The 24521-nt window shown below is 66.9% G+C and carries 19 protein-coding genes (1 of these 19 running past the window's edge); 2 read left to right on the top strand and 17 right to left on the bottom strand.

The features are described from left to right. The 8 genes from PK98_RS00130 to PK98_RS00095 all read right to left on the bottom strand — a co-directional run bounded on the left by PK98_RS00130 (nt 1) and on the right by PK98_RS00095 (nt 9510). Nucleotides 1–294, bottom strand: a complete 294-nt coding sequence (locus PK98_RS00130; RefSeq protein ID WP_039093477.1) for a hypothetical protein — start codon at nt 292–294, stop codon at nt 1–3. 3 nt (nt 295–297) lie between these two features. Continuing rightward, nucleotides 298–1521, bottom strand: coding sequence for a hypothetical protein (locus tag PK98_RS00125; protein ID WP_039093476.1), 1224 nt, complete (start codon nt 1519–1521; stop codon nt 298–300). Beyond that, nucleotides 1518–3302, bottom strand: a complete 1785-nt coding sequence (sctC, locus tag PK98_RS00120; protein ID WP_081995956.1) for a type III secretion system outer membrane ring subunit SctC — start codon at nt 3300–3302, stop codon at nt 1518–1520. Before sctC ends, PK98_RS00125 begins: the two co-directional genes overlap by 4 nt. A gap of 17 nt (nt 3303–3319) precedes the next feature. Further along, nucleotides 3320–5308: a flagellar biosynthesis protein FlhA gene (locus PK98_RS00115; RefSeq protein WP_039093474.1), complete on the bottom strand. Its 1989-nt coding sequence runs from the start codon at nt 5306–5308 to the stop codon at nt 3320–3322. After that, complete coding sequence (locus PK98_RS15795; protein WP_052207770.1) at nt 5308–6024, bottom strand: lytic transglycosylase domain-containing protein; 717 nt, start codon at nt 6022–6024, stop codon at nt 5308–5310. Before PK98_RS15795 ends, PK98_RS00115 begins: the two co-directional genes overlap by 1 nt. 672 nt (nt 6025–6696) lie before the next feature. Beyond that, entirely contained in the window at nt 6697–8250 is a 1554-nt protein-coding gene (gene glpK, locus PK98_RS00105) for a glycerol kinase GlpK (RefSeq protein ID WP_407637592.1), read from the bottom strand. Nucleotides 8251–8325: 75 nt separating this feature from the next. Then, nucleotides 8326–8526, bottom strand: coding sequence for a 30S ribosomal protein S21 (rpsU, locus tag PK98_RS00100; RefSeq protein ID WP_039093473.1), 201 nt, complete (start codon nt 8524–8526; stop codon nt 8326–8328). Between the two features lie 450 nt (nt 8527–8976). Next, on the bottom strand, nt 8977–9510 hold the full coding sequence (locus PK98_RS00095; RefSeq protein WP_039093472.1) for a hypothetical protein: 534 nt from the start codon (nt 9508–9510) through the stop codon (nt 8977–8979). Nucleotides 9511–9555: 45 nt separating this feature from the next. Here PK98_RS00095 and PK98_RS00090 point away from each other — a divergent pair, with 45 nt between their 5' ends. Beyond that, on the top strand, nt 9556–10863 hold the full coding sequence (locus tag PK98_RS00090; RefSeq protein ID WP_039093471.1) for a serine hydrolase domain-containing protein: 1308 nt from the start codon (nt 9556–9558) through the stop codon (nt 10861–10863). A 48-nt stretch (nt 10864–10911) separates the two neighbouring features. On the opposite strand, the gene PK98_RS00085 is transcribed toward PK98_RS00090, so the two are convergent. The 3 genes from PK98_RS00085 to PK98_RS00075 all read right to left on the bottom strand — a co-directional run bounded on the left by PK98_RS00085 (nt 10912) and on the right by PK98_RS00075 (nt 13109). Continuing rightward, nucleotides 10912–11592, bottom strand: a complete 681-nt coding sequence (locus tag PK98_RS00085) for a glutathione S-transferase (RefSeq protein ID WP_407637611.1) — start codon at nt 11590–11592, stop codon at nt 10912–10914. Between the two features lie 33 nt (nt 11593–11625). Next, nucleotides 11626–12120, bottom strand: a complete 495-nt coding sequence (locus PK98_RS00080) for a nucleoside deaminase (protein ID WP_039093470.1) — start codon at nt 12118–12120, stop codon at nt 11626–11628. 116 nt (nt 12121–12236) lie between these two features. Beyond that, nucleotides 12237–13109: an ABC transporter substrate-binding protein gene (locus PK98_RS00075; protein ID WP_039093468.1), complete on the bottom strand. Its 873-nt coding sequence runs from the start codon at nt 13107–13109 to the stop codon at nt 12237–12239. Nucleotides 13110–13206: 97 nt separating this feature from the next. Here PK98_RS00075 and glgX point away from each other — a divergent pair, with 97 nt between their 5' ends. Continuing rightward, nucleotides 13207–15339, top strand: coding sequence for a glycogen debranching protein GlgX (gene glgX / locus PK98_RS00070; RefSeq protein WP_039093467.1), 2133 nt, complete (start codon nt 13207–13209; stop codon nt 15337–15339). 72 nt (nt 15340–15411) lie between these two features. Here the strand turns inward: glgX and treS are convergent, their stop codons facing one another. The 6 genes from treS to PK98_RS00040 all read right to left on the bottom strand — a co-directional run. Continuing rightward, entirely contained in the window at nt 15412–17478 is a 2067-nt protein-coding gene (gene treS / locus PK98_RS00065; RefSeq protein WP_039093466.1) for a maltose alpha-D-glucosyltransferase, read from the bottom strand. A 135-nt stretch (nt 17479–17613) separates the two neighbouring features. Then, a complete protein-coding gene (locus PK98_RS00060) occupies nt 17614–18720 on the bottom strand; it encodes an NADH:flavin oxidoreductase/NADH oxidase (protein WP_039093465.1) in 1107 nt (368 codons plus the stop codon). A gap of 168 nt (nt 18721–18888) precedes the next feature. Next, complete coding sequence (locus tag PK98_RS00055; RefSeq protein ID WP_039093464.1) at nt 18889–20256, bottom strand: efflux transporter outer membrane subunit; 1368 nt, start codon at nt 20254–20256, stop codon at nt 18889–18891. Beyond that, nucleotides 20253–21434, bottom strand: a complete 1182-nt coding sequence (locus PK98_RS00050; RefSeq protein WP_039093463.1) for an HlyD family secretion protein — start codon at nt 21432–21434, stop codon at nt 20253–20255. The genes PK98_RS00055 and PK98_RS00050 overlap by 4 nt, the downstream gene beginning before the upstream one ends. Beyond that, on the bottom strand, nt 21431–23089 hold the full coding sequence (locus PK98_RS00045; RefSeq protein ID WP_039093462.1) for an MFS transporter: 1659 nt from the start codon (nt 23087–23089) through the stop codon (nt 21431–21433). The genes PK98_RS00050 and PK98_RS00045 overlap by 4 nt, the downstream gene beginning before the upstream one ends. 169 nt (nt 23090–23258) lie before the next feature. Further along, nucleotides 23259–24521, bottom strand: the 3' portion of a protein-coding gene (locus PK98_RS00040) for an O-antigen polymerase (protein ID WP_152608480.1). 405 nt of this gene lie beyond the right edge of the window; 1263 of the gene's 1668 nt are visible here — the last part of the coding sequence; its start codon lies beyond the right edge, outside the window; its stop codon occupies nt 23259–23261.

Below are 24521 nucleotides of genomic sequence, written 5' to 3'. Positions count from 1 at the left end.
TCAGCCCTTCCGCGCCATGGTCTCGAGTGACTTGGAGATGCTGTCGAGCGAGGTATGGGAGCTCTGCGACATGAAGCTCAGCCGCATGCTTTCGGCCGTCAGCATGGTGATCTGCGAGGGCGAGTCCCCGCCATTCTTCAGCACTTCGGCCTGCTGTTCGATCACGTCGGCCTGCTTGTCGAGCGCACTGCCCCAGGCACTGGCGAAGGCTTCGAACCAGTTGGACGTGCGCGCGCGATTGCCGGTGGCGGGCGCGGCGGCCAGGTTGTTCAGTTGCGTGGTGACGTCGGTCATCGATCACACTCCTTGGGGATTGCCGGCTGTCAGGCCGGGGGCAGGTGCGGACGGATTGATCAGGATTTCCTCGACCATGCCGTTGCGCTTCAGCGTGACGCGCCCGTTGCGGGCGGACACGATCTCGTGGCCGGTGGGCAGCATTGCCCCTTCGAACCAGAACGATCCGTCGGCGGTGACCAGATGGCCGGGTTCGCCATCCACGAAGGTGGCCAGGCCATAGGTTGCCGAACTGAAATAATAGGCGAGGTCCTGCCCGCCGCGCTGACCGGTCAGTGCGAAGCGCGCCTGCTGCAGCGCCGGCAGGTCGGCCTTCAGCCTCGCCTGCAGTTCCCGCTGGCGATCGGCCGGCAGATATTCGGACTGGACCTCGATCACGCCCAGGCCGGCGGGGCGCGCCTCGGCATCCACACCTTCCGCCGCCAGGATGTCGGTCGCCCCGCGGGCCAGGGCGGCGGTGGTGTCCACATCCACCTGCGCACCGGGAAAGTCGGCAACCACCAGCTCCCGCAGCTCGGCCAGACGATCCTCGTCCTGCACTGTGCCGGCGAATACCAGCCGGTCACCGTCGGCACCCTCCGCGACGGTGACCCCGGCGAAACCACCGGCGACCAGTGCGCGGCGCGCGGATTCCGCACCCTGCAGGTCGCGGGTGGCCCAGTCGCGCACCGGGCTCAAGGCCAGCACGCCCAGCAACAGCAGCGCGCCCCCGAACAGCACGGCCGGTCGCCTGGTCCAGCGGGGCAGGTGGTTGGTGACGGACACGGCCCGGCGCCGCATCTGCGCGGCCGATGCGGGCAGGCCCGCCTGCCGGACAGGCGCCATTGCATCACCCGGCTCGCCCAGGTGGCGCGACAGGCTTTCCGCTTCCGCCCAGCGTGGATCGCCCGGCGCGCCGATCGCCAGATTGTACTCACCGATGCCCAGCGGCACGAAATGAGGCAGCGGCACCTGGCGTCCGATCTCCAGCGCCTGCCCCAGCAACCGCGCCTCGCCTGCCAGCAGTTCCACGCTCATCCGGCCCGGCCCGGCATGCAGCGCGATCCGGCATCCGCGCGTGGCATTGCCGCGCACCACGATGTCATTGTCCAGCGCATGCCCCAGCCGGATGGAGCCGCCCTCTTCCAGCGGATAGTCCACCCCGTCCAGCCGCCCGCCGAAGATCCGCAGCTGCGCGGCCATTGCGGGCGGCCGGTCTTCCCGCGTCAGCAGGACGGGGGCGTTCACCGGCTCCCCTCCCCGCGGCCCAGCGATTGCAGCACGTCCAGCGGGATCGCCTCCTGCCGCGACAGGCCCGATGGCACGCCCTGTTCCACGATGCGCGGGGTCAGCAGAAACAACCGTTCGATCCGGCTGGCGCCGTCGCGCCGCTTGCGGAACAGTTGCCCGAACAGCGGAATGTCCCCCAGTACCGGCACCTTGCTGCGCTGTTCAAAACTGGTGTCGATGGTGATGCCGCCAAGCAGCAGGCTCTCGCCCTGGTTGATCACCGCCTGGCTGCTCACCCGCGAGCGGCGCAGCACCGGCAGCCCATCGACGGAGGAGGTGGTGGGTGCGCCGTCCTCGATCTCGATGCGCAGGCGCACACGCGGGTTGCCGTCATCATACACGATCGCCGGCGTCACCCGCAGCATCGTGCCGATCGCCACCCGCTCCAGCCGGCTGAGCGTACCCTCGACACGGATGTAGAGTTCCTGCGTGCTGTCGAACAGCGCCGCGCGATTATCCAGCGTGACCAGTTGCGGACGAGACACCACGCTCAGCGCGCCATTGCGCTCCAGCGCGGTGATCCGCGCAGCAAAGCTGTCGCCATCATCCGTGACATAGCTGCCGGCGATATTGGGCGCAGAAAAGTCGGGCACCGGATTGCCGGACATGCCGCCGAACAGGACGTTCAGTCCATCGACCGCGACGTTGAAGTCCAGCCCGAGATCCTTCAGCCGGTCCACGTTCAGGTCGATGATCGCGGCCTCGATCTCCACCATGCGCGGCGGGCGGTCCAGCGCCGCGATGATCCCTTCGTACACGCTCATCGCCTCTGGCCGGTCCCGCACGATCAGCGCGTTCTGGGTGTCGTCCACCTCGATCCGCGGACCGTTCACGGTGCGGGCCGACATGGGCTCGCTCTCGGGTTCGGGCGCACGGGCCGGTGCCGGCACCAGCGCCAGCCCGCCCGGATCCGACAGGTCCAGCACGGGATCGACGCTGGCATACCGGTCGAGATCATCCCCGCTGGTCCGCACCGTCTGCGGCAGGCGCCCATCGCCCATGATGCCGCTCAGGATGCTGGCAATACCGGGAACGCGGCTCTGCGTTTCGCCGGTACGCACGAAATTGTCGTTGGCGCTGGCGTAGCGCAGGAAGAATATGCGCACCTCGTAAGGCTGGCGCACGGTCGCCGCGCGCATCACCTCGGACCGGACCGCCAGGGCGGTGGCGGTGGAGGACGCAACCGGGTCCGCCAGCGGAGAGATGAACGAGCCGGCTGCGCCGCCCTGCGTCGCGACATCGTAGGCCGGGGCGCGGAAGCGGCCTGCCAGTTCGCCGACCTGCTGCAGGAAGGCCGGCACGCCCGATCCGCTGACGCTGGTGCCGCCGCCCGACAGCGCATTGGTCTCGTCCGTCAGCCGCAGGCGACGCACCTCCGCCAGCAGGGCAGCGGCGTCGACATCGTCATACCGCCGCGTGGCAATGTCGCCCGCAGCATAGACGCGCACCACGGACCGGTCGTAATATCCGACCAGCCCGAAGGCGCTGCTGACCTGGTCCCACACCTCCTTCATCGTGCCGTCGAACCGGCCGTTGATGCGGCGACCGCGCAGCGAGTTGCTGACCTGCACGCGCAGCCCGCCCTGCGCGAACAGCTGTTCCAGGAAGGGGCCGAGTTCGGTGTTGCGGGCGGTGATGCTGACCGGCTGCGTCGATGCCGGCACCGGCTCCGCCAGCACCGGCCCCGGCAGCAGGGCCAGGGTCATGGCCAGGGCGCCGGACAGGGGACGTCGTGACATGAGGCTGGGCAGGCGGATCAAGCGGCTTCCTCCAGTTCGCGATGACCGTCCAGCGCAGGTGGCGCCCAGTTCATCTCCGCCACGATGTCCAGCGGGATGGACGGCACCAGTTCGTTGAAGGCGAGCACCGGCAGATGATGCAGGTCGCCGGCCAGCAGCAGCCGCATGGGACGGCGCAGGTCGCGCGCGGTCAGCAGCGCAGCCGCACCGCTCGCCACGGTTTCACGTTCGATCAGGTCGATCATGTTGCGCATCTGCAGCGGGGTAATGGCCAGGCGCTGCGTGCCTTCCACTTCCGTCAGCGTCTGCCGGATGCTCGCTTCCGCAGCACTGCCGACCATCATCACCGCCAGCCGCCCGTCGCGCACCAGCGGCGCCACGATCTGCCGGCGGATGGCGGGGCGCACCATCTGCAGCAGCTGGGCAGGCTCGCGGCAGGTCTGCCCGGCCTGGGCCAGCGCCTGCACGATGTCGCGCAGGTTGCGCAGCGACACCCCTTCATCCGCCAGCATCCGCAGCACTTCCGCGATCACGCTGGTGGGCAGGCTGCGCACCGCTTCCTTCACCACTTCGGGATATTCCTCGCCCAGCCAGTTCAGCATGTCGGTCACTTCCTGCAGGCCCAGGAACAGCGGCAGGTGGCGGCGCAGCGTCTCGCCGACCGGCCCTGCGGGACGGTCGCCCGCCGCGCCGAAGGAGCCGGAGCCGAGCGGGGCGCCGTAGGCATCGATCTGCCAGGCAGGGGGCAGGTCAGATGCCGGCTCCGCCGCCAGTGGCTGGCGCAAGATGCGCGCGGTCGGCATGCGCACGCCTGCCTCGTCGCCGATCATCTCCAGCTCGCGCCGGATCTCGGTCGAGAGCTCGCCGAACAGGATCGCGGGTGTCTGCACCGGCAGGAGGACGGCCACGGTCAGCGGCGCGACGGGTTCCAGCATGCGCCGTTCCACGGTCAGTTCGCCGCCATTCACCGGCTGCGCCACCGACAGCCCCAGCCGCTCGCCGACCTTGTCGCGCAGCAGCGGAGTCTGCCACACGCCGCCTGCAACCATGGCGAACGCGATGCCCAGGAAGGTGAGCGTGGGGAAGCCCGGTACCAGCGCCAGCAGCAGGCACAGCCCTGCGGCGATGAACAGGACGTGCGGCTTGCCGACGATCTGGCGCGCAATGGCCGGGCCCAAGTCACGCTCCGCCGTCTCGTCGGTCGTGCGCGTGACCAGCAGGCCCGCCGCCATGGCCGCGAACAGCGCCGGGATCTGCGCCGCCAGCCCGTCGCCGATGGTCAGGATCGAGAAGGTCGATACCGCCGTGGCCAGGTCCATGTCGTGGTACAGCGCACCCACGGCGAGGCCACCCAGCAGGTTCACGATCACGATCACCAGCGAGGCGATGGCATCGCCCTTCACGAACTTCATGGCGCCATCCAGGCTGCCGTGAAACTTGCTTTCCTGTTCCAGCATGTGCCGCTTGGCGCGTGCCTCGTCCTTGCCGAGGAGACCGGACCTGAGGTCGCTGTCGATCGACAGCTGCTTGCCGGGCATCGCGTCCAGGCTGAAGCGCGCGGCCACTTCCGCCACACGCTCCGCCCCCTTCGAGATCACGATGAACTGCACCAGCGTGATGATGAGGAACACCACCAGCCCGACCACCAGATTGCCGCCGGACACCATGCGGCCGAACTGTTCGACGATCTTGCCCCCTTCGGCGTGAGTCAGGATCAGTCGCGTGGTCGCGATGCTGACCGACAGGCGGAACAGCGTGGTCAGCAGCAGCACGGTCGGGAAGGTGGAGAAGTCCAGCGGCTTCACCACATACATCGCGCCCAGGATCAGCAGCAGGCCGATGGCGATGTTCACGCCGATCAGCAGGTCCATCACCATCGCCGGCATGGGCACGATCAGCAGCGCCACGATCATCGCGATCAGCAGCACCAGCACCGTGTCGGCACCGCGGAACGGCAAGGCGGGGCGCCCGCGCAAGGCGGCGGCAAGCCGGAACGGCATGGCCATCAGAACCTCGCTGCCAGGAATTGCCCGTTCTGCGCGGCGAGCGCGGCGTAGTGCCCCTTCACCAGTCGCACATAATCACGCGTCTCCCGGAATGGTGGCACCCGGTTGCCATGGCGGGCGACGGCTCCCTCCCCCGCATTGTAGGCAGCCAGGATCAGGTCGAAATTGTTGCCGTACCGGGCATGCAGCGCCCGCAGCAGCCGGGCCCCCGCATCGAGATTGCTGGCCGGGTCCGCCAGCAGCGCCGCCCGGTGGCCGAAGCGGGCGCCGGTGGCCGGCATGATCTGCATCAGCCCGATCGCCCCGGCCGGACTGCGCGCACCGGCCCCATAGTTGGATTCCTGCCTTACCATCGCGTGCAGCAGCAGCGGATCGATCCCGTGGCGGCGCGCCGTCGCAGCGATCAGGCGGTCATGGCGCGTGGAATAGGTGCGCGGCGCGAAGGCCAGGATCGAAGTGGCCGGCAAGGCTGCCGCCAGCGACGCGGCTGATCCGGCGTTCGCCAGGTCCAGTTCCGCGATGACCGGCCGCAGCCGTACGATCGTGTCCGGCAATGCGCCGGCCTCGGCCAGCGGCTGTGCCGATACTGCCGGCGGCTCGGGTGACGTCACCGAGGAGGCTGGGACTGTCGCAGCACTGTCCCGCACCTCGACCGCCCCGCCACTCTCGTCCCCGGCATTCGCGGTCTCTCCCTCGACCGTTCCTTCCACCGCCACCGCGTCTGGCGGCGTTGCCGGTCTGGTCGTGGAACCACCCGCCGCATGGATCCGGCATCCGCTGAGGGACCTGAACCGGCTCAGCATGTCGGGATTGGTGAGGCGCAGGGCGCCAGTGACCGGACATGCTGCTGCCGGAGGCTCCTGAACCGCCGCAGATCCCGCATCCGGCAGGAGCGGAGCTTCGCCCGTTTGCGCCTGCGCAGCAGACGAAGCCGCCAGAGCCGACCCAAGCAGCAGGGTGCCGAGGGTCGAGGCATACAGCCGCTGATGCCGGCCACCACGGCCAGCGCCCGCAACCCCGCATATCTTGATCACAAGTCCCTCCGACCTGGCGAAAATACGACCTTTGGCGATGCGAACCGTTGTATGTTTCGGCGGTGTTAGGGCTGTTTTTTGACGTTCTGTTACGATGAATGCCGCCTTCGACGTTCGTTTGTTAGAAAAACGGGATGAAGCGAGAGCGGACAACCCTTTGTTACAGAACGGATTAGGGTGGCTGTCCGGATTGTGACCTGCCCTCGGCGTCAGGTGTAACGGAACGGTACAGGAGAGGCTTGGCTGATGGTCGACTCGCCTTCAGCTCGATGGATCGACGGTGCGCTGCGAGCGATCTTCCACCTGATGCCCGGCAACACCATCGGCAGGGGCGCCAATGCCGGCGACAGACGCTCAGGGCGCCGGACTGGGTGTCGCGCCTGTGCTCAACGTCTTGCGGACGGCATCACGCCAGCCGCTGGCAAGCCGTTTGCGGCTGGCCGCGTCCATGCGTGGCCGGAATATCTCACCGCCCTGCCAGGTGCGAGCGAGCGCATCCATGTCGGGCCATACGCCGGTTGCAAGACCCGCGTGGAAGGCCGCGCCAAGGGCGGTGGTCTCCAGATGCACGGGTCGTTCCACCGGCACGTCCATCATGTCGGCGATGAACTGACACAGCCAGTCATTGGCCGCCATGCCTCCGTCCACCCGCAAGGTCTTCGGGGTGGCCCCGCCATCGGCGATCATCGCGTCGGCCAGATCCATCGACTGGTACCCGACCGCCTCCAGCGCGGCGCGGGCAAGATGCGCCTGAGTGGCACCCAGCGTGAGCCCGAAGATCGCGCCGCGGGCATCCGGGTCCCAGTGCGGCGCGCCCAGGCCGACAAAGGCGGGCACCATGTAGACGCCGTGATTGTCGGGAACCTGGGTCGCCATGTCGTCTGTCTGGCTGGCATGGGTGATGACGCCGATACCGTCGCGCAGCCACTTAACCGCTGCCCCGGCAACGAAGATCGATCCTTCCAGTGCATAGGTCATCTGCCCGTCCAGCCGGTAGGCGGGCGTCGTCAGCAGGCGATTGTTCGACCGGACCGCCTCCGCCCCGGTATTCAGCAGCATGAAGCAGCCCGTGCCATAGGTCGACTTGACGGTGCCGGGCGCAAAGCAGGCCTGGCCGAAGAGGGCCGCCTGCTGATCCCCCGCCATTCCTGCGACGGGGATGGCGGCACCGAACAGGTCCGGCGTGGTCGTGCCGAAGATGCGGGAATTGTCGTGTACTTCGGGCAGCAGCGCCACCGGCACCCGGAACAGGCGGCACAGCTCTTCATCCCAGCACTGGTCATGGATGTTGTAGAGCATGGTGCGGGCTGCGTTAGTGACGTCCGTCGCATGGACGGCCCCGCCCGTCAGCCGGCAGAGCAGGAAAGAGTCGATCGTCCCCATCGCCAGCTCGCCCCGCGCTGCGCGGTCGCGGGCGCCGGGCACATGGTCCAGCATCCAGCTGAGCTTGGTGGCGGAAAAGTATGGGTCGATCAGCAGGCCGGTGCGGGCGCGCACCTCGGCCTCGGCACCGTCTGCGTTCAGCTGACGGCACCATTCGGCGGTGCGGCGGTCCTGCCAGACGATGGCATTGTGGATCGGCGTGCCCGTGGCCCGATCCCACACCACCACCGTCTCGCGCTGATTCGTGATGCCGATGCCGGCGATTGCGGCTGCGCCGACACCGCTCCGCCCGATCGCGGATCCCGCGGTAGCAAGCGTGTCGCGCCAGATCGCTTCCGGATCATGCTCTACCCAGCCGGGCTGCGGGTACAGCTGTGCATGCTCCGCCTGCGCCATCGCGACCGCGCGGGCATGCGCGTCGAACACGATGGCACGGGTGGAGGTGGTGCCCTGGTCGATTGCCAGGATGTGGGTCGGCCGGCTCACGCGCTCGCTCCCCTGCACGGTGACGAGCGCATCCGGCACGCACCGGCCGATCGACCGGCGGGACAGGCAGGTGGCCAGCGCCTGCCCGTCCCGGTCGATGCCCGCCGCTGAGGCTTACTTGTCGCGTTCGGCCCGCTTGCGATCAGCCTTCCGCGCGCGGCTGACGGCCGCGGCGCGTTCGCGCGCACGGCGCTCGGACGGCTTCTCGTAATGCTGCCGCAGCTTCATTTCACGGTATACGCCTTCGCGCTGCAGCTTCTTCTTCAGCGCCCGCAGGGCCTGGTCCACATTATTGTCACGAACGATAATCTGCATAACGCGCCTTCTGATTCCTTGGGAGCGGGTTCAATGTTTGCGCTCTAGTCCAGCAAGGCCAGAGACACGAGCCTAAAACTTGCAGAAAGACAAGTGTCTGATGCTTGTGCCCGCACTGCGGCTTCGATGCGTCACCCGGGAACCTGCTTCAACCGGGCGTGTACCCTTGCGGAGAGCGAATCGGTAGCCGCGCGTGGCGTAGAGCATGTCGTGCCTCGCCCTACGCGTCTCGTACGACGCGACCTGATCCTGTTCAAAAGGTGCGATAGCTCTTCACCGCCTGAGGAACGCCGACCGTATGCTCGCGCGACGCCCCGAGTCGCCCTCCGTCGCTCGTCTGCGCGCAGGTGTCGACACTAGCATCCAGGATGCAGGTGATCACGCCCGGGATTGCATCCGTGCGCCGTCAACCAGGAATGCGTCCGGCGATGCCCTGTCCGCGTCCCATGCCTAGCCGGAAAAGACCATGTCACTTGTCACGATGTCCGCCGACCGGAATCTCGGCTGTTCCCCGACATACTGCATCCGGGATCGGGACCATCTGTCCGCCGCGCCGGGCAATCGCTCCAGCCTGATCTGTGCAGCCAGGCTGGCGCGGTACCCGGGCATGAAGCCCGCATCGCTTCTCGCTGCCTCGTGGATCTCGGCTGCATAATCGGCGAACACCGTCCTGTTGTAGAACAGGACACTCAGGCCATCGATGCCTGCGACCGCGTCTCGGGTGTAATGCCGCCGCACGAAATCATCGAGCCTGCGCTGCGTGGCGGCGGCAGGTGCTGCATCAAGGTTGGCAAGCGTGTAATACTGCCTGCGCGAGCGCGTGTCATAGAGCCCGGGATCAAGCTCGTCGGACATGAGGTAGCCGTTCGCCTCGGCATCGATCGGGGTTACCTGAAGCGCCCCCGACGGCGTACACCCGGCTTGCGAGACCGCCAGTATGAGATACACGCAAACGCCTCGGCGTGAGATGATCGGGCTGTCCATGCCTGCACCTATATGCTGGCCGGGGATCGAGGGGGAGATGCAGCCATGAAGCAAACAATCATTGCGGCAGGCCGGGTCGCCACCTGTCTGCTCGTCGCCACGGTCGGGCTGGGCACTGCCAACCCCGTTCATGCGCAGACGGCCGATCGCGTCGCGGTCGCGCAGGATCGTCAGGACATCTCGGCCGAGCGGCTCGATCGCCTGCGCGCGGAGCTGCAGCGCTACGTCGATGAAGGCCGCCTTGCGGGTGCGGTTGTGCAGATCCGGCAGGACGGGCGACCCGTCTTCTCGCACGCCGTGGGATGGCGCGACAAGGAGGCGGGTGATGCCATGCAGGAGGACAGCATCTTCCGCATCGCCTCCCAGACCAAGGCGCTGACCAGCGTCGCGGTCCTGATGCTGATGGAAGAAGGCCGGCTGCTGCTGAGCGATCCCGTCGGCAAGCACCTGCCCGAATGGCAGAACACCACCGTGGCGGTCGCCAGGCCTGCCGGCGGCTACGACGTCGTGCCGGCCGAGCGGCCGATCACCATTCGGGATCTGCTGACCCATACCGCCGGCATCTCGTACGGGTCAGGCCCGGCCGAGCAGGCGTGGCGGGACGCCGGCTTTGCCGGCTGGTACTTCGCCGATCGCGCCGAGCCGGTCTCGGCGGCGGTTGCCCGCATGGCGGCGCTGCCGATGGCCGGGCAGCCGGGCGACAGGTTCATCTACGGCTACAATACCGACATCCTTGGCGTGATCGTGGAGAAGCTCAGCGGCATGTCGTTGCAAGCCTTCCTCGACCAGCGCCTGATCACGCCCTTGGGAATGAAGGACACCACCTTCTATCTGCCGCCCGACAAGGCGGACCGGCTTGCGGTCGTGTACGAGGGTACGCAAGACGGCCTGATGCGGGCGGCGGATGCGGATGCTTGGGCGGGTGGCGGTCATCATGGGCAGGGGCACTATGTCGAGGGGCCCAGGATTGCCTATTCCGGCGGCGCCGGCCTGCTCTCGACGGCAACGGATTACAGTCGCTTCCTGGAGATGCTGCGGCAGGGTGGCGAGTTCGAGGGGCGGCGCTATCTCGGCCGCAAGTCGGTCGAGCTGATGGTGTCGAACCATCTGGGGGACATCGAATATGATCCCGGCATGGGCTTCGGGCTCGGCTTCGCCCTGCGTCTCGATCCGGGTGCCGCCGGCGAACCCGGCTCGACCGGCGAGTTCGGCTGGGGCGGAGCCTATCACAGCCAGTACTGGGTCGATCCGGCGGAGGGTCTGACAGTGGTGTACCTGACCCAGCTCCTGCCGGCCGGTGACATCGACGATCATGGCAAGCTGCGGGCGCTGATCTACCAGGCTGTCGATTGACGCGAACCGCGTGATCGGAGGCGTCGGTGCCAGCGGGCGGTCCGTTGTTCACCTGATACCCGGTGACGCGTGGCTCGGTTTGCCTGACGGGCTGCCTTTGTCCGTGCGGTCCACGATGATGGGCTGGTCCCCGCTGGACCAGGGTTCCGCGCGCAGCATGATGTCTTCGAACAGGTTCGAGGCGAGGTGGCCTGCAAGCCACATCTTGAGGCTGGGGAGTGGCTGGGCGTCGAACCAGTCGCGATCGACCGCGGCGAATTGGCGGACAAACGGCATGATCGCGGCATCTGCCAGCCCCGGCAACGGCCCGCAGAGCTGGCCGGCCCCGGCTATCCGCCCATCAAGGTCGTGCAGTATGCGAAGGCCTCCGTCGCGGTGAGTGGCCGGCGCCGAGCCGTGACGTTCGGGATATTTGTACCGGTCCAGATGGTGCTTGAACATGCCATCATTGCTGGCGATCAGCGCCGGATCGTCGCGCATGAGCCAGCCTGCGGGATCCTGCGCCGTCAGAGCCCAGCGCATGATCGCCAGACTTTCATCGATCACCGCCCCGTTCACCGTCACGAGAACGGGCACTGTTCCCTTCGGAGAAGCCGACAGCAGTTCCATCGGCTTGTCGGACAGCCGCACCTCGCGAAGTTCGTAGCGGGTGCCACTCGCTGCCAGCGCCAGCCGTGCGCGCATCGCGTACGGACACCGCCGGAAGCTGTAGAGTACGTGTTCGGTCACCGTCGACACATGCTGCGCCGGATGGTGGCACCACTATAGATTGCCTTGTTCCTCGATCGGCACGTCGGCATCCGGCGAATAATAGAGCCCGGCGCATTCGTCAGCCAGACAGCCGCCGTGGATCTCGAGATCGTCGCGGTAGGCATCCGCGATGAAGTGCAATGTATCGACATGCCTGGCCTCGAAATACATGCGGTGCACCTCGTTGCGCCCGGCGCCGTAGACGACCCGGCCTACCTTGGACCAGATCGACGCCATCGTGCACATGCCGCAGGGCTGAAGCGTGGAGTAGAGCGTCGCGCCGCGCAGCTCCATCTCCCCGATGCCTTCGCACGCCCGGCGGATCGCCATCATCTCGGCATGTGCCGTCGCATCCGGCAGCTCCTGCGTCTGGTTGCGCTCGGCCGCGATGACCTTGCCATCCAGCACGATCACGCAGCCTAGCGGGGAGCTTGCCGGGTCGGAGCCCTTCGACCGTGCCACCTCGATCGCCATGCGCATCCACTTCTCGTCATCGCCCACGCACATCGCAGCCCCTCCTTCGGGGGTACAACGCACTCCGCCGGCTTTGGATGCTGGCCGGACGGCCGGGCGGGTCGATTGTGGCCCGGCAAGATCGATCATCCTGCCTGTCGCGCCTCCCGCTAGGCGAACATCGCCTCGAACTGCGCCTGGTCGACCACATCGCCGCCGCGCTCCTGCAGATAGCGCCACATCGGCCGCCACATTTCCACGTCACGTCGCACGGGCGCGAGGAACCGGGTCAGGGATGCTTCCACAATGGCATCGCCCTCTGCTTCGCGTGGCTCGCCGCTCGCCTCGTACCACAGATCGCGCGCCATGGCCGGGTCGCCGCGCAGCTCGGGCGTGACCAGCGCAAGCGTATCGACCAGCCGGACAATCGCTGCACGCACATCATCCGGGGCATCGGCCGCGCCGATCAGCTCGAGGGCCGAAAAGTTCGGGATGCCCGCTTCCGCCGTCGTCTCGAGCTGCGTGTCCAGCCCGCGAAAACCGGCCGATACGCCTTCCACATTTGCAAAGGCGAGCCAGGCCCCGTCATAGCCCGCCGCCAGATTGTCGACATGGGCGAAGCCCGCAGGTTCGATGCCGACCTGATCGCCGCGCAGGACCTGCCCCCGCTGCGCTGCCCATCCGGTCAGGATGTCCCTGCACAGTGCATCCGTCGTCGGGTTCGACACCGGCGAGGCAATGCGCAGCTGCGCGCCGGACGCGAGCCGTTCAAGCGCCGCCCGGTGCATCAGCACGCCGCCGTCCGTGGCGAAGAAGCAGCCATGGGACGTCAGGCGGACATCGCGCCGTTCGACCAGGTGAAGCGGTTCGTTGACCACCAGATCGACCTTGCCGTCCGCCAGCGCCTCGAACCCGTCATAGTGATCGTCCGGCACGATCAGCTCGACCTCGAGGCCCTCTGCGCGCAGCCATTTGCGGGCTGCGATCAGCGGCAGGTGATCGGGGTTCAGAAACCATTCGAGTGCGATGCGGAGCGGTTGCATCGCGGCTGCGTCGCAACTCTCCTCCTCATAGTCAACGGCCGGCGGATACGACGCGCCACTTACGGGTTGTGCGAGGGCCGCATACAAGGAGACGCATGTGACGAGTTTCGCTGCTCAGCTTAAGGAAGGTCTGCCTTACCCACGGGGTGCCACATGGGACGGACAAGGCACGAACTTCGCGCTGTTCTCGGCGAACGCCACGAAAGTCGAGCTTTGCCTGTTCGATGCCGACGGCAAGACCGAGATCGAACGGGTCACCCTGCCTGAATATACCGACCAGATCTTCCATGGGTATCTGCCCGACGTGAAGCCCGGGCAGTTCTATGGCTATCGCGTCCACGGCCCGTACGAGCCGGAGTCAGGCCATCGGTTTAATCCGAACAAGCTGCTGCTCGATCCCTATGCGCGCGCCCATGCCGGCACGCTGGAATGGAACCCGGCACTGTTCGGCTATCAGATGGAAACCGGGGACGACCTGACCTTCGACGAGCGCGACAGCGCGCCGTTCATGCCGAAGTGCGTCGTGGTCGACCCCGATTTCGACTGGCATGGCCAGGCGGACCGGCGCTTCACGCCCTGGGACCAGACGATCGTGTACGAGGCGCACGTCAAGGGCCTCACCATGCGCCATCCCGGTGTACCTGAGCATCTGCGTGGAACCTATGCAGGTCTGGGTGAGAAGGCAGTCCTCGACCACATCACCGCGCTGGGCGTCTCGTCTGTCGAGCTGCTGCCGGTCCACTCCTTCGTGCAGGACAGCCAGCTGGTCGAGAAGGGGCTCGCCAATTACTGGGGCTACAATTCCATCGGCTTCTTCGCGCCGGAGCCCCGCTACGCCCACGACGTCGCCAATTCGCTGCGCGAGTTCAAGGAGATGGTCGCCCGCTTCCACGAACACGACCTCGAGGTAATTCTCGACGTCGTCTACAACCACACGGCGGAGGGCAACGAGCTCGGGCCGACGCTGTCGTTCAAGGGCATCGACAACGCGACCTACTATCGCCTGCTCCCGGACCAGCCGCGATACTACATCAACGACACCGGAACCGGGAATACCGTCAACCTCAGCCACCCGCGCGTGATCCAGCTGGTCACCGACAGCCTGCGCTACTGGGCCGAGGAGATGCATGTCGACGGCTTCCGCTTCGATCTGGGCACGATCCTCGCCCGCGAGCCGCACGGGTTCGACGAACAGTCCGGCTTCCTGCGCGCAGTCGGACAGGATCCGACGCTGGCGGCCGTCAAGCTGATCGCGGAGCCGTGGGACATCGGCCCGGGCGGATACCAGGTCGGGTCCTTCCCACCCGGCTGGGCCGAGTGGAACGACAAGTATCGTGACGTCGTGCGCGATTTCTGGCGCGGCGAGGCCAGCGTGGCAGAGCTGGCACCGCGCCTGTGTGCATCGCCGCAGGAATATAACCACAGCGGCCGGCGGTCCTGGGCATGCGTCAACTTCATCACCGCGCATGACGGTTTCACGCTCAACGACGTCGTCAGCTACGACAGCAAGCACAATGATGCCAATGGCGAGGATGGCAAGGACGGGTCGGACGACAACCGGTCCTGGAACTGCGGTGTCGAGGGCGAGACGGATGATGCCGACATTCTCGCCCTGCGCGAACGGCAGATCCGCAATTTCCTGGCGACACTGCTCCTGAGCCAGGGAACCCCGATGCTGCTGGCCGGCGACGAGTTCGCGCGGACGCAGGGCGGCAACAACAACGCCTATTGCCAGGACAGCGAGATCGGCTGGCTGGACTGGGACATCCAGGAGAAGGGCGAAGGGCTGATCGCCTTCACCCGCAAGCTGACCGCGTTGCGCCGCCGCTTCCCCGTGCTGCATCGCGCCCGCTTCCTGGTGGGCGAGGTGAATGAAGAGCTGGGCGTGAAGGACGTCACGTGGATCAATCCCGCCGGCGTGGAGCTGGAGGCGGCCGAATGGGAGGATGCCAATGCCCGCTGCATCGGCATGATGATCGACGGGCGGGCACGCGTCACGGGCCTGCGCCGGCGTGGCGAGGACGAGACCCTGCTGATCATCTTCAACGCCTGGCATGATCTCATAGAGTTCACGCTGCCCGACACGGCGGGCGCTGACGGATGGGAGCGGCTGATCGACACCAACGCCCCGGACACGGGCGAGGAACGCTTCGAGGTCGGGTCGACCTACCAGGTGACCGGCCGCTCGGTCCTGCTGTTCCGTCTGATCCAGTCGGATCAGGCTGGCTGAAGGCTCGACAAACCTGCCGGTGGATGCGGCGACCGATCCGGTCGCCGCATCCACCGGTCACGGTCCATCGCGCTACATCGTCGGCAGCGAACCGACGATCCGCAGCGACAGTCCTTCATAGGGATCGAGGTTGATCGTCAGGATGCCGTCATCCTGCAGTTCCCCTTCGATCGTCTCGGCGATCATGTCGATCACCGGGCCGGGCTGCGTCCCGGGCAGCGCGACACTTTCCTCGATCGCCTCGGCGCCGAAGTTGAGCGCGGTGACCTGCGTGCCGCGACCGTCGGGCAGTTCATGCACCATCACCAGCAACCCGGCAGCGACAGTGTCGGGGATCAGCGTCTGGCGGCTGGCCGCAATGCCGTAAGCCTCCCGCACGGCGAGCAGCCGCTTCAGCTGCGCGGCAAAGGAGTCCGGCTGCGCGAGCTGATCCGTGAGGGAGCCATACAGCGCCCGGGCGCGCGGCATGCCTTCGGCAGACACGGCCGCATCCGGGTTGCGACCGGTCAGATCGTATGCCCCGCGTTCGATCCAGCGGGTATCGCCATCGCCCATCAGGTGCGCCACCGCTGCCGCCGGCAGGGGCAGCGCCCCCACCAGATCCCACCCGGACAGCGCGAACACGCCGGGCTGGAAGGCGTTGTACATCACCAGCAGAAGATGGACCTTGCGGATCAGCGCGACCGCCTCGTCGTCGATCGCCTCCAGGTCCGTGATGCCCAGCGCCGCGGTGATGACGCTGGCGGTGGTGCAGGCGATGCCGTTGGTCACGAATGGCAGGTTGTAGGGCGCGTTGGGCCCCGACAGCTTCTCGCGGATCACATCGCGCAGGTGCATCCGCAGCGTGCGACCCTGCCATGTCTGGCCGGCATAGGCGTAGATGTCGTCCGCATGCAGCGTCCAGAAATGCACCAGCTCGGTCGTCAGCTCGTCATGGTTCTGCAGTGCATGGATCAGCGAGGCGGGATCGATCCCGAACTCGTGCACCATGCGCAGCATCATCCGCAGGAATTCCGCATCGCCCGTCAGCAATGCGTGATGATAGGCAGGCCGGGTGATGAAATCGTACGACAGGTCCGCCCCGCCCTTCGACATCGCCGCGATATCGTCCACGGTGAGGTTCAGTTCCTGGAAGGAGAAGGCGCCGGCCTTGCGGATCATGCCCGCCAGCAGGGCGTTGCCGACCACCGACAGCGGATGCCCTTCCGACCAGGCCGGCCCGTCCTCCCGCCGCTCGACCCCCAGGAATCCGTTGGCATCCAGCCGCAGGCCGCGTGCGCCCATGTGGTCGATGGAATGCAGCGCATCGCCGATGATCATCTGCTGCGCCGCGAAGGTGGGATCCAGCCAGTTGAGGCTGGGCTGCCCTTCCTTGAAGTAATGCAGATAGGCCCAGCGGCGGACCTTGCCGTCCACGCCGGTGACCGGGCCGGTCACGCTCCAGTCGGTTTCCTTGATGCCGGGCTCGAAGAAGATCACGCGCTGCAGCTGGCCCACGATCAGACCGCGTTCGCGCAGGTGATCCACCGTCGACGGCGGAAGGTTCATCGCCTCGCGGCCTTCGGGCACCTCCGGCAGAAGCGCCCACTCGTCCTCCGGCACCTCGACCATGTGGTAGAGGCCGGGATAGGAGGAGTGACCCATCTCCGCCAGGCGGAAGTCCGGCCCTTTGCCGGTATGAGCGGGGATGACGTCGTCGATGACGATCGCATTGTGCGCCGCCGCCATGCGGCTGATGGCGACGAACTCCTCCGTCGTGCCGAAGGCGGGATCGATCTCGAATCCGATACGGTCGAAATTGCCGTCGATCGTCGGCGTGTAGACGCCATCCTTCAGGCCACCGGAACGCTTCATCGGCCCGGTGTGGATCGCCCGCACACCGATGGACGACAGCGCCGACCAGAGGTGCGCATCCCCCAGCACCTTCAGCACCGACTCGTCCGCGCCCGTGATGATCGCTGGCGGATAGGCGGTGAACCATACCGAGGCGATGGAAGAGGCAGCACGCGGCCGGGCCTCCGCATAAGGACGCTGCCACAGGCGACCCTGCCCGCCATAGCCTTGTGCAAGCTGTCGTGCCTGCTCCAGCATCGACAGCGCGACGAGATCCTCCACCGAATTTACAGCCTGTTCGGTCATGCTTCAAACATCTCGCTCAATAGGTGCAGCAACGGCGCAGTCCGGACGGTGGAAGGTTGCGGAGCGTTCCACGGCCGGGCCACGCGATAGCCGTGGCGTCATCGGGTGCCAACGGCCAAGCCGGCGATCCCGGCTTCAGGGCGCGGCGAACAGGTCACGATACTGTCGGGGCTGGCACCGCAGATACTGGGGCGAGGCCTTCACCCGCCCGCCGAGATGGGCTGCTGCATGCCACGGCCAGCGCGGATCATACAGGATCGTGCGGGCGAGCGCGATCATGTCGGCATCGCCGGTGCCGACGATCGCCTCCGCCTGATCGTAATCGGTGATCAGCCCGACCGCGACCACCGGCATGGCGCATGCCTGCTTCACGGCGCGGGCAAGCGGGACCTGGTAATTGGGGCCGACGGGGATGTCCTGCCGCGGATCGAGCCCGCCGCTGGATATATGGATCGCCGCGCAGCCGCGCGCCTCCAGCGCCTGCGCGACGGCGATCGTGCCGGCCACATCCCAGCCGCCCTCGACCCAGTCCGTCCCGGACACGCGCATCGTGACGCTGCGCTCGGCCGGGAAGGCCGCACGGACGGCATCGAACACCTCCAGCGGGAACCGCATCCGGTTCTCGAGGGTGCCGCCATACTCGTCCGTGCGCCGGTTGGAGAGCGGCGAGAGGAACTGGTGCAGGAGGTAGCCATGGGCACCGTGGAGCTGCACCGCATCGATGCCGAGCCGGGCCGCCCGTCTGGCAGCTTCGGCAAAGGCGTCCCGGATGCGGGCAAGGCCGTCACGGTCCAGTGCCGTCGGCGGGGCATCGCCGGGTGTGAAGGCCAGTGCTGACGGCGCCTCCGTCTGCCAGCCATTCACGTGGTCCGGCGCCAGCTGCGCGCCGCCCTTCCAAGGCAGATCGGTCGAGGCCTTGCGGCCGGCATGGGCGAGCTGGATGGCGATCGGCATGTCCGACCAGCGGCGGATGCTTTCCAGCACGCGCCCCATCGCCGCCTCGGTTGCATCATCCCACAGCCCCACATCGGCATAGCTGATCCGTCCTGCGGGCACGACCGCCGTTGCCTCGATGGTCAGCAGCGCAGCGCCGGACTGGGCCAGCTGGCCGAGATGCATCTGGTGCCAGTCGGTCATGCAGCCATCCACGGCCGAATACTGGCACATCGGCGCGATCACGATGCGATTGGCCAGCTGGAGCCCGCCGATCGCCAGCGGCTGGAACAGGGCCGGCCCGCTCATGCCTGCGCCCCGCGCACGGGTGCCTTGCCGAAGCCGTCCGGGGCGCCCGGAAGGATGGCGGACTGGCGGGTCGGATGTTGCCTTGTCATGTTCTGCTCCAGCGGCCTGAGGGGTTGCGCGATCAACGGGATCAGACGTCGTGAGTTTCTCGGCGGGGACGATCATGCTTCAGGGTTGCGACGACCAGCCCCCGCCCAGCGCCTGGTACAGCGAGACCGTGGCGGCCAGCCGGTCGGTGCGGGTCTGCACCAGGCTCAGTTCGACATTCAGCAGCGCGCGCTGTGCATCGAGCTGCTCCAGATAGGTTGCGTAGCCCGCGCGATAGCGGTTGCCGGCATGACGCAGCGCCTCCGCCACCGCAACGCGCTGGGCGGCAAGCTCGCGCTCCTGCTCGGCCAGGCGGTCGACCGCGGCGAGGCTGTCCTCCACCTCGCGGAACGCGGTCAGCGCCGTGCGGCGATAGGCGAAGGCCGCCTGGTCCCGCCGGGCGGCTGCGCTTTCGACATTCGCCTCCAGCCGGCCGCCCGCGAACAAGGGTGCGAGGACACTGGCGCCGAGCGACCAGATCGTGACCGGATCATCCAGCGCACTGGACAGGGTCAGCCCGGCCGCGCCGCTGAGCCGCAGCGAGGGCAGGAACTGCGCCCGCGCGACTGCCAGGGACGCATCCGTCGCCGCGAGGGTGAACTCGGCCTGCGCCAGATCGGGCCGGCGCCGCAGGAGGTCGGCCGGCAGCCCGGCCGGCACCACAGGCAGCTGCAATTGCTCAAGCGCGGTCCCGCGCACGATGCTGCGCGGCGCATCGCCCACCAGGACGCTCAGCGCATTCTCCTGCCGCCGGATCGCGAGTTCGACCTGCGGCAGGATCTGCGCCGTCGCCTGATACTCGGCCTCCGCTTGCCGCAGTTCGAGCTGCGAGGTGTAGCCGACGCGCGCCCGCGACTGCGCCAGACGCAATGCCTCCGCGCGTGCAGCGATCGTCTTCTCCACCACGATGCGGCGGGCATCGAGCCCGCGCAGGGTGAGATAGCCACTGGCGGTTGCCGCGGCGACGGAGAGGGTGGTGGCCTCCTGCGCCGCCTCGCTCGCCAGGAAGGACGCGCGGGCCGCCGCGATCTGGTTGTCGATGCGCCCGAACAGATCGACCTCGTATGCGGCCTGGAAGAGCGGCTGCAGCCCGGCCGTTTCCGCCGGATTGCCAAGCGGGTTCACCGCGCGGGCCTGCGTGGCACCGACGCCTGCGTCCAGGGAGGGGAACAGCTGCGCCCGCGCCAGCCGTTCACTGGCGCGGGCCTCCTGCACGCGGGCGACCGCAATGGCGATGTCCGGGTTGTTCGCGCGGGCGGCATCGACCAGCCGGGCAAGCACGGGATCGCCGAACCGGTTCCACCACTCGGCCTTCACCAATCCGCCGGCGGCGGGCATGTCGCGCCATGCCGGCGGGGGCAGGACTGTGGCGGCGATCGGCGCTTGCGGGTCGGGCGCTGTGCAGCCTGCCGCCAGTGCCGCCAGCGCGACACATGCAAGCCGCTTCATCGGCCTGTCCGACCGGGACCGGCGGGATTGGCGCGGGTATCCACGCGCGCCTCGACCGACATGCCCGGGCTCAGCCGCGGATAGAGCGGATCACGCGGATCCAGCCTGATCCGCACGGTCAGCCGCTGGGGCACCTTCACGAAATTGCCGGTCGCATTGTCAGGCCGGATGACGGAAAACTCGCTGCCCGCGGCAGGCGAGAGCTGCTCCACCGTGCCGCGCACGTCCGCGCCGCCCAGCGCGTCCACGCTCATCACCGCCGGCTGTCCCGGCCGGATCCGCGCGGTCTGCGCTTCCTTGAAGTTGGCGGACACCCAGACGGTCGGCGGCACCAGGAACATCAGCTGGCTGCCCGCGGTGACATACTGACCCAGCCGGACCGAAACCTCGCCCAGCTTGCCCGCCTGCGGCGCGCGGATCACCGTGTTGGCAAGGTCGATCTCCGCCAGACGCAAGCTTGCGCGAGCATTGTCCACCGCCGCCTCAAGCCCGCTACGCCCGACAGTGACGGCACGCACGTCCTGCTGGCCGATCGTGCGCTGCGCCTCCGCCTGGCGCACGCCGGCTGCCGCCTGGGCGAGCGCGGCGCGCGTCTGGTCCTGCTCCCGCAGCGACACGGAGCCCTCGGCGACCAGCTCGTCCACCCGGCGCATGTCCGCCTCGGCCCGCGCCAGCTGCGCACGGGCGCTCTCGATTGCCGCCTGCTGCCCACCCAGGGCCGCCTCACGTGAAAGCCGGCTCTGCTGTGAGTTCGCCAGATTGGCGAGCTGGGTGGCCACGTTTGCCCGTGCCTGCTCCACCCGCTGGCGATAGATGCGATCGTCGATACGGGCGAGCACCTGCCCGACCGCGACCGTCTCGAAATCCCGGACGGCGACCGCGACCACATAGCCGTTCACCTGCGGCGCGATGATCGTGGTCTGACCCCGCACATAGGCATTGTCCGTCGTCTGGATACTGCGCCGGAAGGGGGGCAGGTCCCAGGCCCAGAGCGCCAGCAGCGCGCCCGCGATCACCAGCCCCACGAAGACCAGCGTGGCCGACCGCCCGCCACGCGGCGGGGCCCAGCCGCGGCGCGAGGTCGCGGGTTCGGCCGCGACCTCCACAGGGTCGGTCAATCGCTCCTCCGGCTGGGCCGGAGCGGAGATGCGTTCGGGCTCTGGCGTCGTCTCGTTCATTGGCTTGCGCGTTCCCGCATCTTCTGCATGGCTGCCAGTTCCTCCGCCAGCGGGTTGATGCCGTGGACCTTCAACCAGATCCAGCGTCCGCCCAGCCACACGACCACCAGCACTGCCAGAACGCCGATCAGGAAGAAAACGTCATTATAGGCCAATATGTTCGCCTCGCGCGAAACCTGCTGGCCGAACAGCACGGCACCTTCCGCCTGACGCAGGGCAGGATCACCCTGGACGCGGGCATAGGCTCCGCCCAGTTGCTGCACGCGCTGCAGGACCAGCGGATCTGTCGCGCCAAGCGTGTGGACGATCTCCGCCGAATGGAACCGCTCCCGCACGATCTGCAACGTGCCGAGCCCGGCGGACCCCACCAGGGTACCAAGGGTCTGCGCGATGCCGAACACCGCGGAAAAGCTGACGAGGTGACTCGGCCCGCGGGAAATGGCGCGCAGGATGCCGACCATGGTGACCGGGCCGAGCCAGAACAGCGCGGCGAAGGCCAGCACACCCTGCGTGAGATATAGGTTGGCAGGGCGGGTCAGGTTGGTGGCGTCGGCATCCATGAAGGCGACCGCGGCGATGATCGTGGCGGAGACGACCACCGGCCATAACAGATCCTTGGGGTTCAGCGCCCGGAGGCCGGCGAGGATGCCTGCGATCGAGCCGAGCAGGATTACCAGGTTCAGGGTGACAAGCTGGTCGTTGCCCATGCCCAGCGTGGTCAGCAGCCCGGTCGACCCGAAGCTCTGTTCGGACAGCAGGATGCGGATGGCGACAACCACCCCGATGAACCGCAGCACGTTGCGGGTGCGCATCCAGCGCGTGTTGAGCAGCGGATTGGCGCGGTTGTGCTCGATCAGCATCGCCGCCCCGATCAGCAGGATGGACGCGGCCGTGGCATAGCCCAGCCAGGGCGTCGTCCACCACACGATCCGTCCCTGCACCAGCACCGCACACAGCAGCGCCATGCCCGGCGCGAACAGGGCGATGGTCAGGAAGTCGAGCTTCTCGAACGCCGGGATCCGGTCGGCCGGCGGCAGTCGCAGCAGCGCCACGGCACCCAGGCAGACCAGCGTCATGCCGAGTTCAAACACGAACAGATTGCCGATATCACCATCGGCCAGCAGCAGGGGCGAGATGATCCGCGCCAGCGGCAGGCCAAGCTGCGCCACGCCGAAGCCGATGATCATGCCGCTGAGCCGCGCGGCGGCCGGCATCGCCTGCATAATGTAGAAGAAGCATAGCGTGGTCAGCGCGCTGGCGACGATCCCGGCCGCGGCGCGGGTCAGCAGCTGCACGCCGTAGGAATGGACGAACACCTGCAGGATCGTGACCGCCAGGAAGCCGACCAGGAAGATCCGGTTGAACCGCTGCAGCCCGAATTGCTGCCGGAACTTGATCAGCAGCATGCTCATGCACACGCTCGTCATGGAATAGATCGCGCTGAGCCAGCCACCCTCGACCGGCGTCAGGCCGAGCGAACCCTGGATCTGCGGCAGGTTGGCGAGCAGCAGCCCGTTGCTGAGCCCGCCCGTCAGCCCCAGCAGGACGCCGATCGCGAAATAGGCGATACGTCGCCCCATCGGGTGGTCGGGCGTAGCGGGCGATCCGGGCAGGAACGGCCGCTCATGAGGTTGAAACTTGTATGTGGTGGCCATGCCTTAATCGACCTGCCCGAAACCCGTCACGGCAACGCGTTCGTTGCCGAGTTCATATACGATCCGGCGAATTGGCTCGTTGATCCCGACATGATCACGCAGAGCGATCGCGGTGGTGGCCGCCAGGGGACTAGCGCCATCATGCCGATGCGCCCCGTCGAATGAAGCCTTATCCGTAATCCGCCGCCCTGATCCGTCTACGCAATTGCGACCTGGTGAATGGCTTGTCAGCCGTCATCTCGGCCCCTCCTGCTGCCGAACCAAGGGACGGTACGCGCGGTTCAACGCGACCAGACAATGTATGCGCCATCGCTTCTGGTGCAAGGTCGTTCTCGGAGCCCGCGCTCCAACTCGCGGGCCGGAGCCTGGGATCCCCAGCCGCGAGCCCTCGCCGCCGCTCAAACGGACTTACCGTGCTCCCAGATCCGCCAGCTGCAGAGAAGGACCGCTTTTCTAAAATCACATTCGCGCTGAACCAAAGCGCCAACACCGGCACCATGAAGAAGATCATCTGCTTAGCAATCGAGACAATCGCTCCATCGCGAAAGGCAACTGGTGAAGCGGAAAGGAATACCATGTAAGCAACAGCTACAAGTGCATTACGATGATGACGTGTAAAAACTTTATAGATCCATCCATAGAACAGGCCGAACAGGCTGCTCCAGATGAAGACGCCGGCGTATCCCCACTGGATCCATCCCGCCCCGGGCACCGAGGATGTTGCCCCAAGAGCCTTCCCGTACCGAAAAAGCTCAAACATCTTTATCGGGGGACCATATGGCTTTCCGGGCCATAGAGCACGCGGGACCGGCTCCGTGAAAATCTGAAGGTTACTCAGAAAATAATCATAGCTGCCGGTTCTCTTGGGTATGGCCCACACGAGGTACTCAAAGAACTCCATGTTCGCGAGATCCATAGTCTCGAGTGGTTTCGGTTTGGGCCCGGTCGTAGTAGTTGCCTTGACCACAACTTCGGTCTCGAACCCGAGCAGACTGCGAATGCCGCGACCTCGGTCTGCCTGCACCGTATTGAAAACGACAGCTGCAACAAGGAACAACGTTACAATAGACGCATTGGGCCAGGTCTTGCGTCGTCCAAACAAATACAAGAGGGCCAGTGCGGTCAACCCAGATACAGCCTGTCCGCGACCGCCAGCTCCAAACTGCAGGAGGGTGAACAACGCGATGGGAGCTAAACTCCACAACCTGAACCGCCCCAACCACGCAAGGACGGCTCCCAGGATTCCAAGCATGGTCTGCATCGAGAGGAAGTATCCACTCACCCCGCGCAATCCGCCCTCTCCGGTCCCACCATTCCGGACCGTAAACTGGCCGAAATCATCGGCGACCGACCAAAGCCAGATAACCGACCATAATCCTAATGCCCCGATTATGATCGCTGGTAACCAGTATACTTTTAAGAGAGCCAACCT

This window comes from Croceibacterium mercuriale (genome assembly GCF_000802385.1).
Classification (GTDB): Bacteria; Pseudomonadota; Alphaproteobacteria; order Sphingomonadales; family Sphingomonadaceae; genus Croceibacterium; species Croceibacterium mercuriale.
Note: the sequence above shows the minus strand (reverse complement) of the source record. Positions and strands in the feature narration are given on the sequence as shown.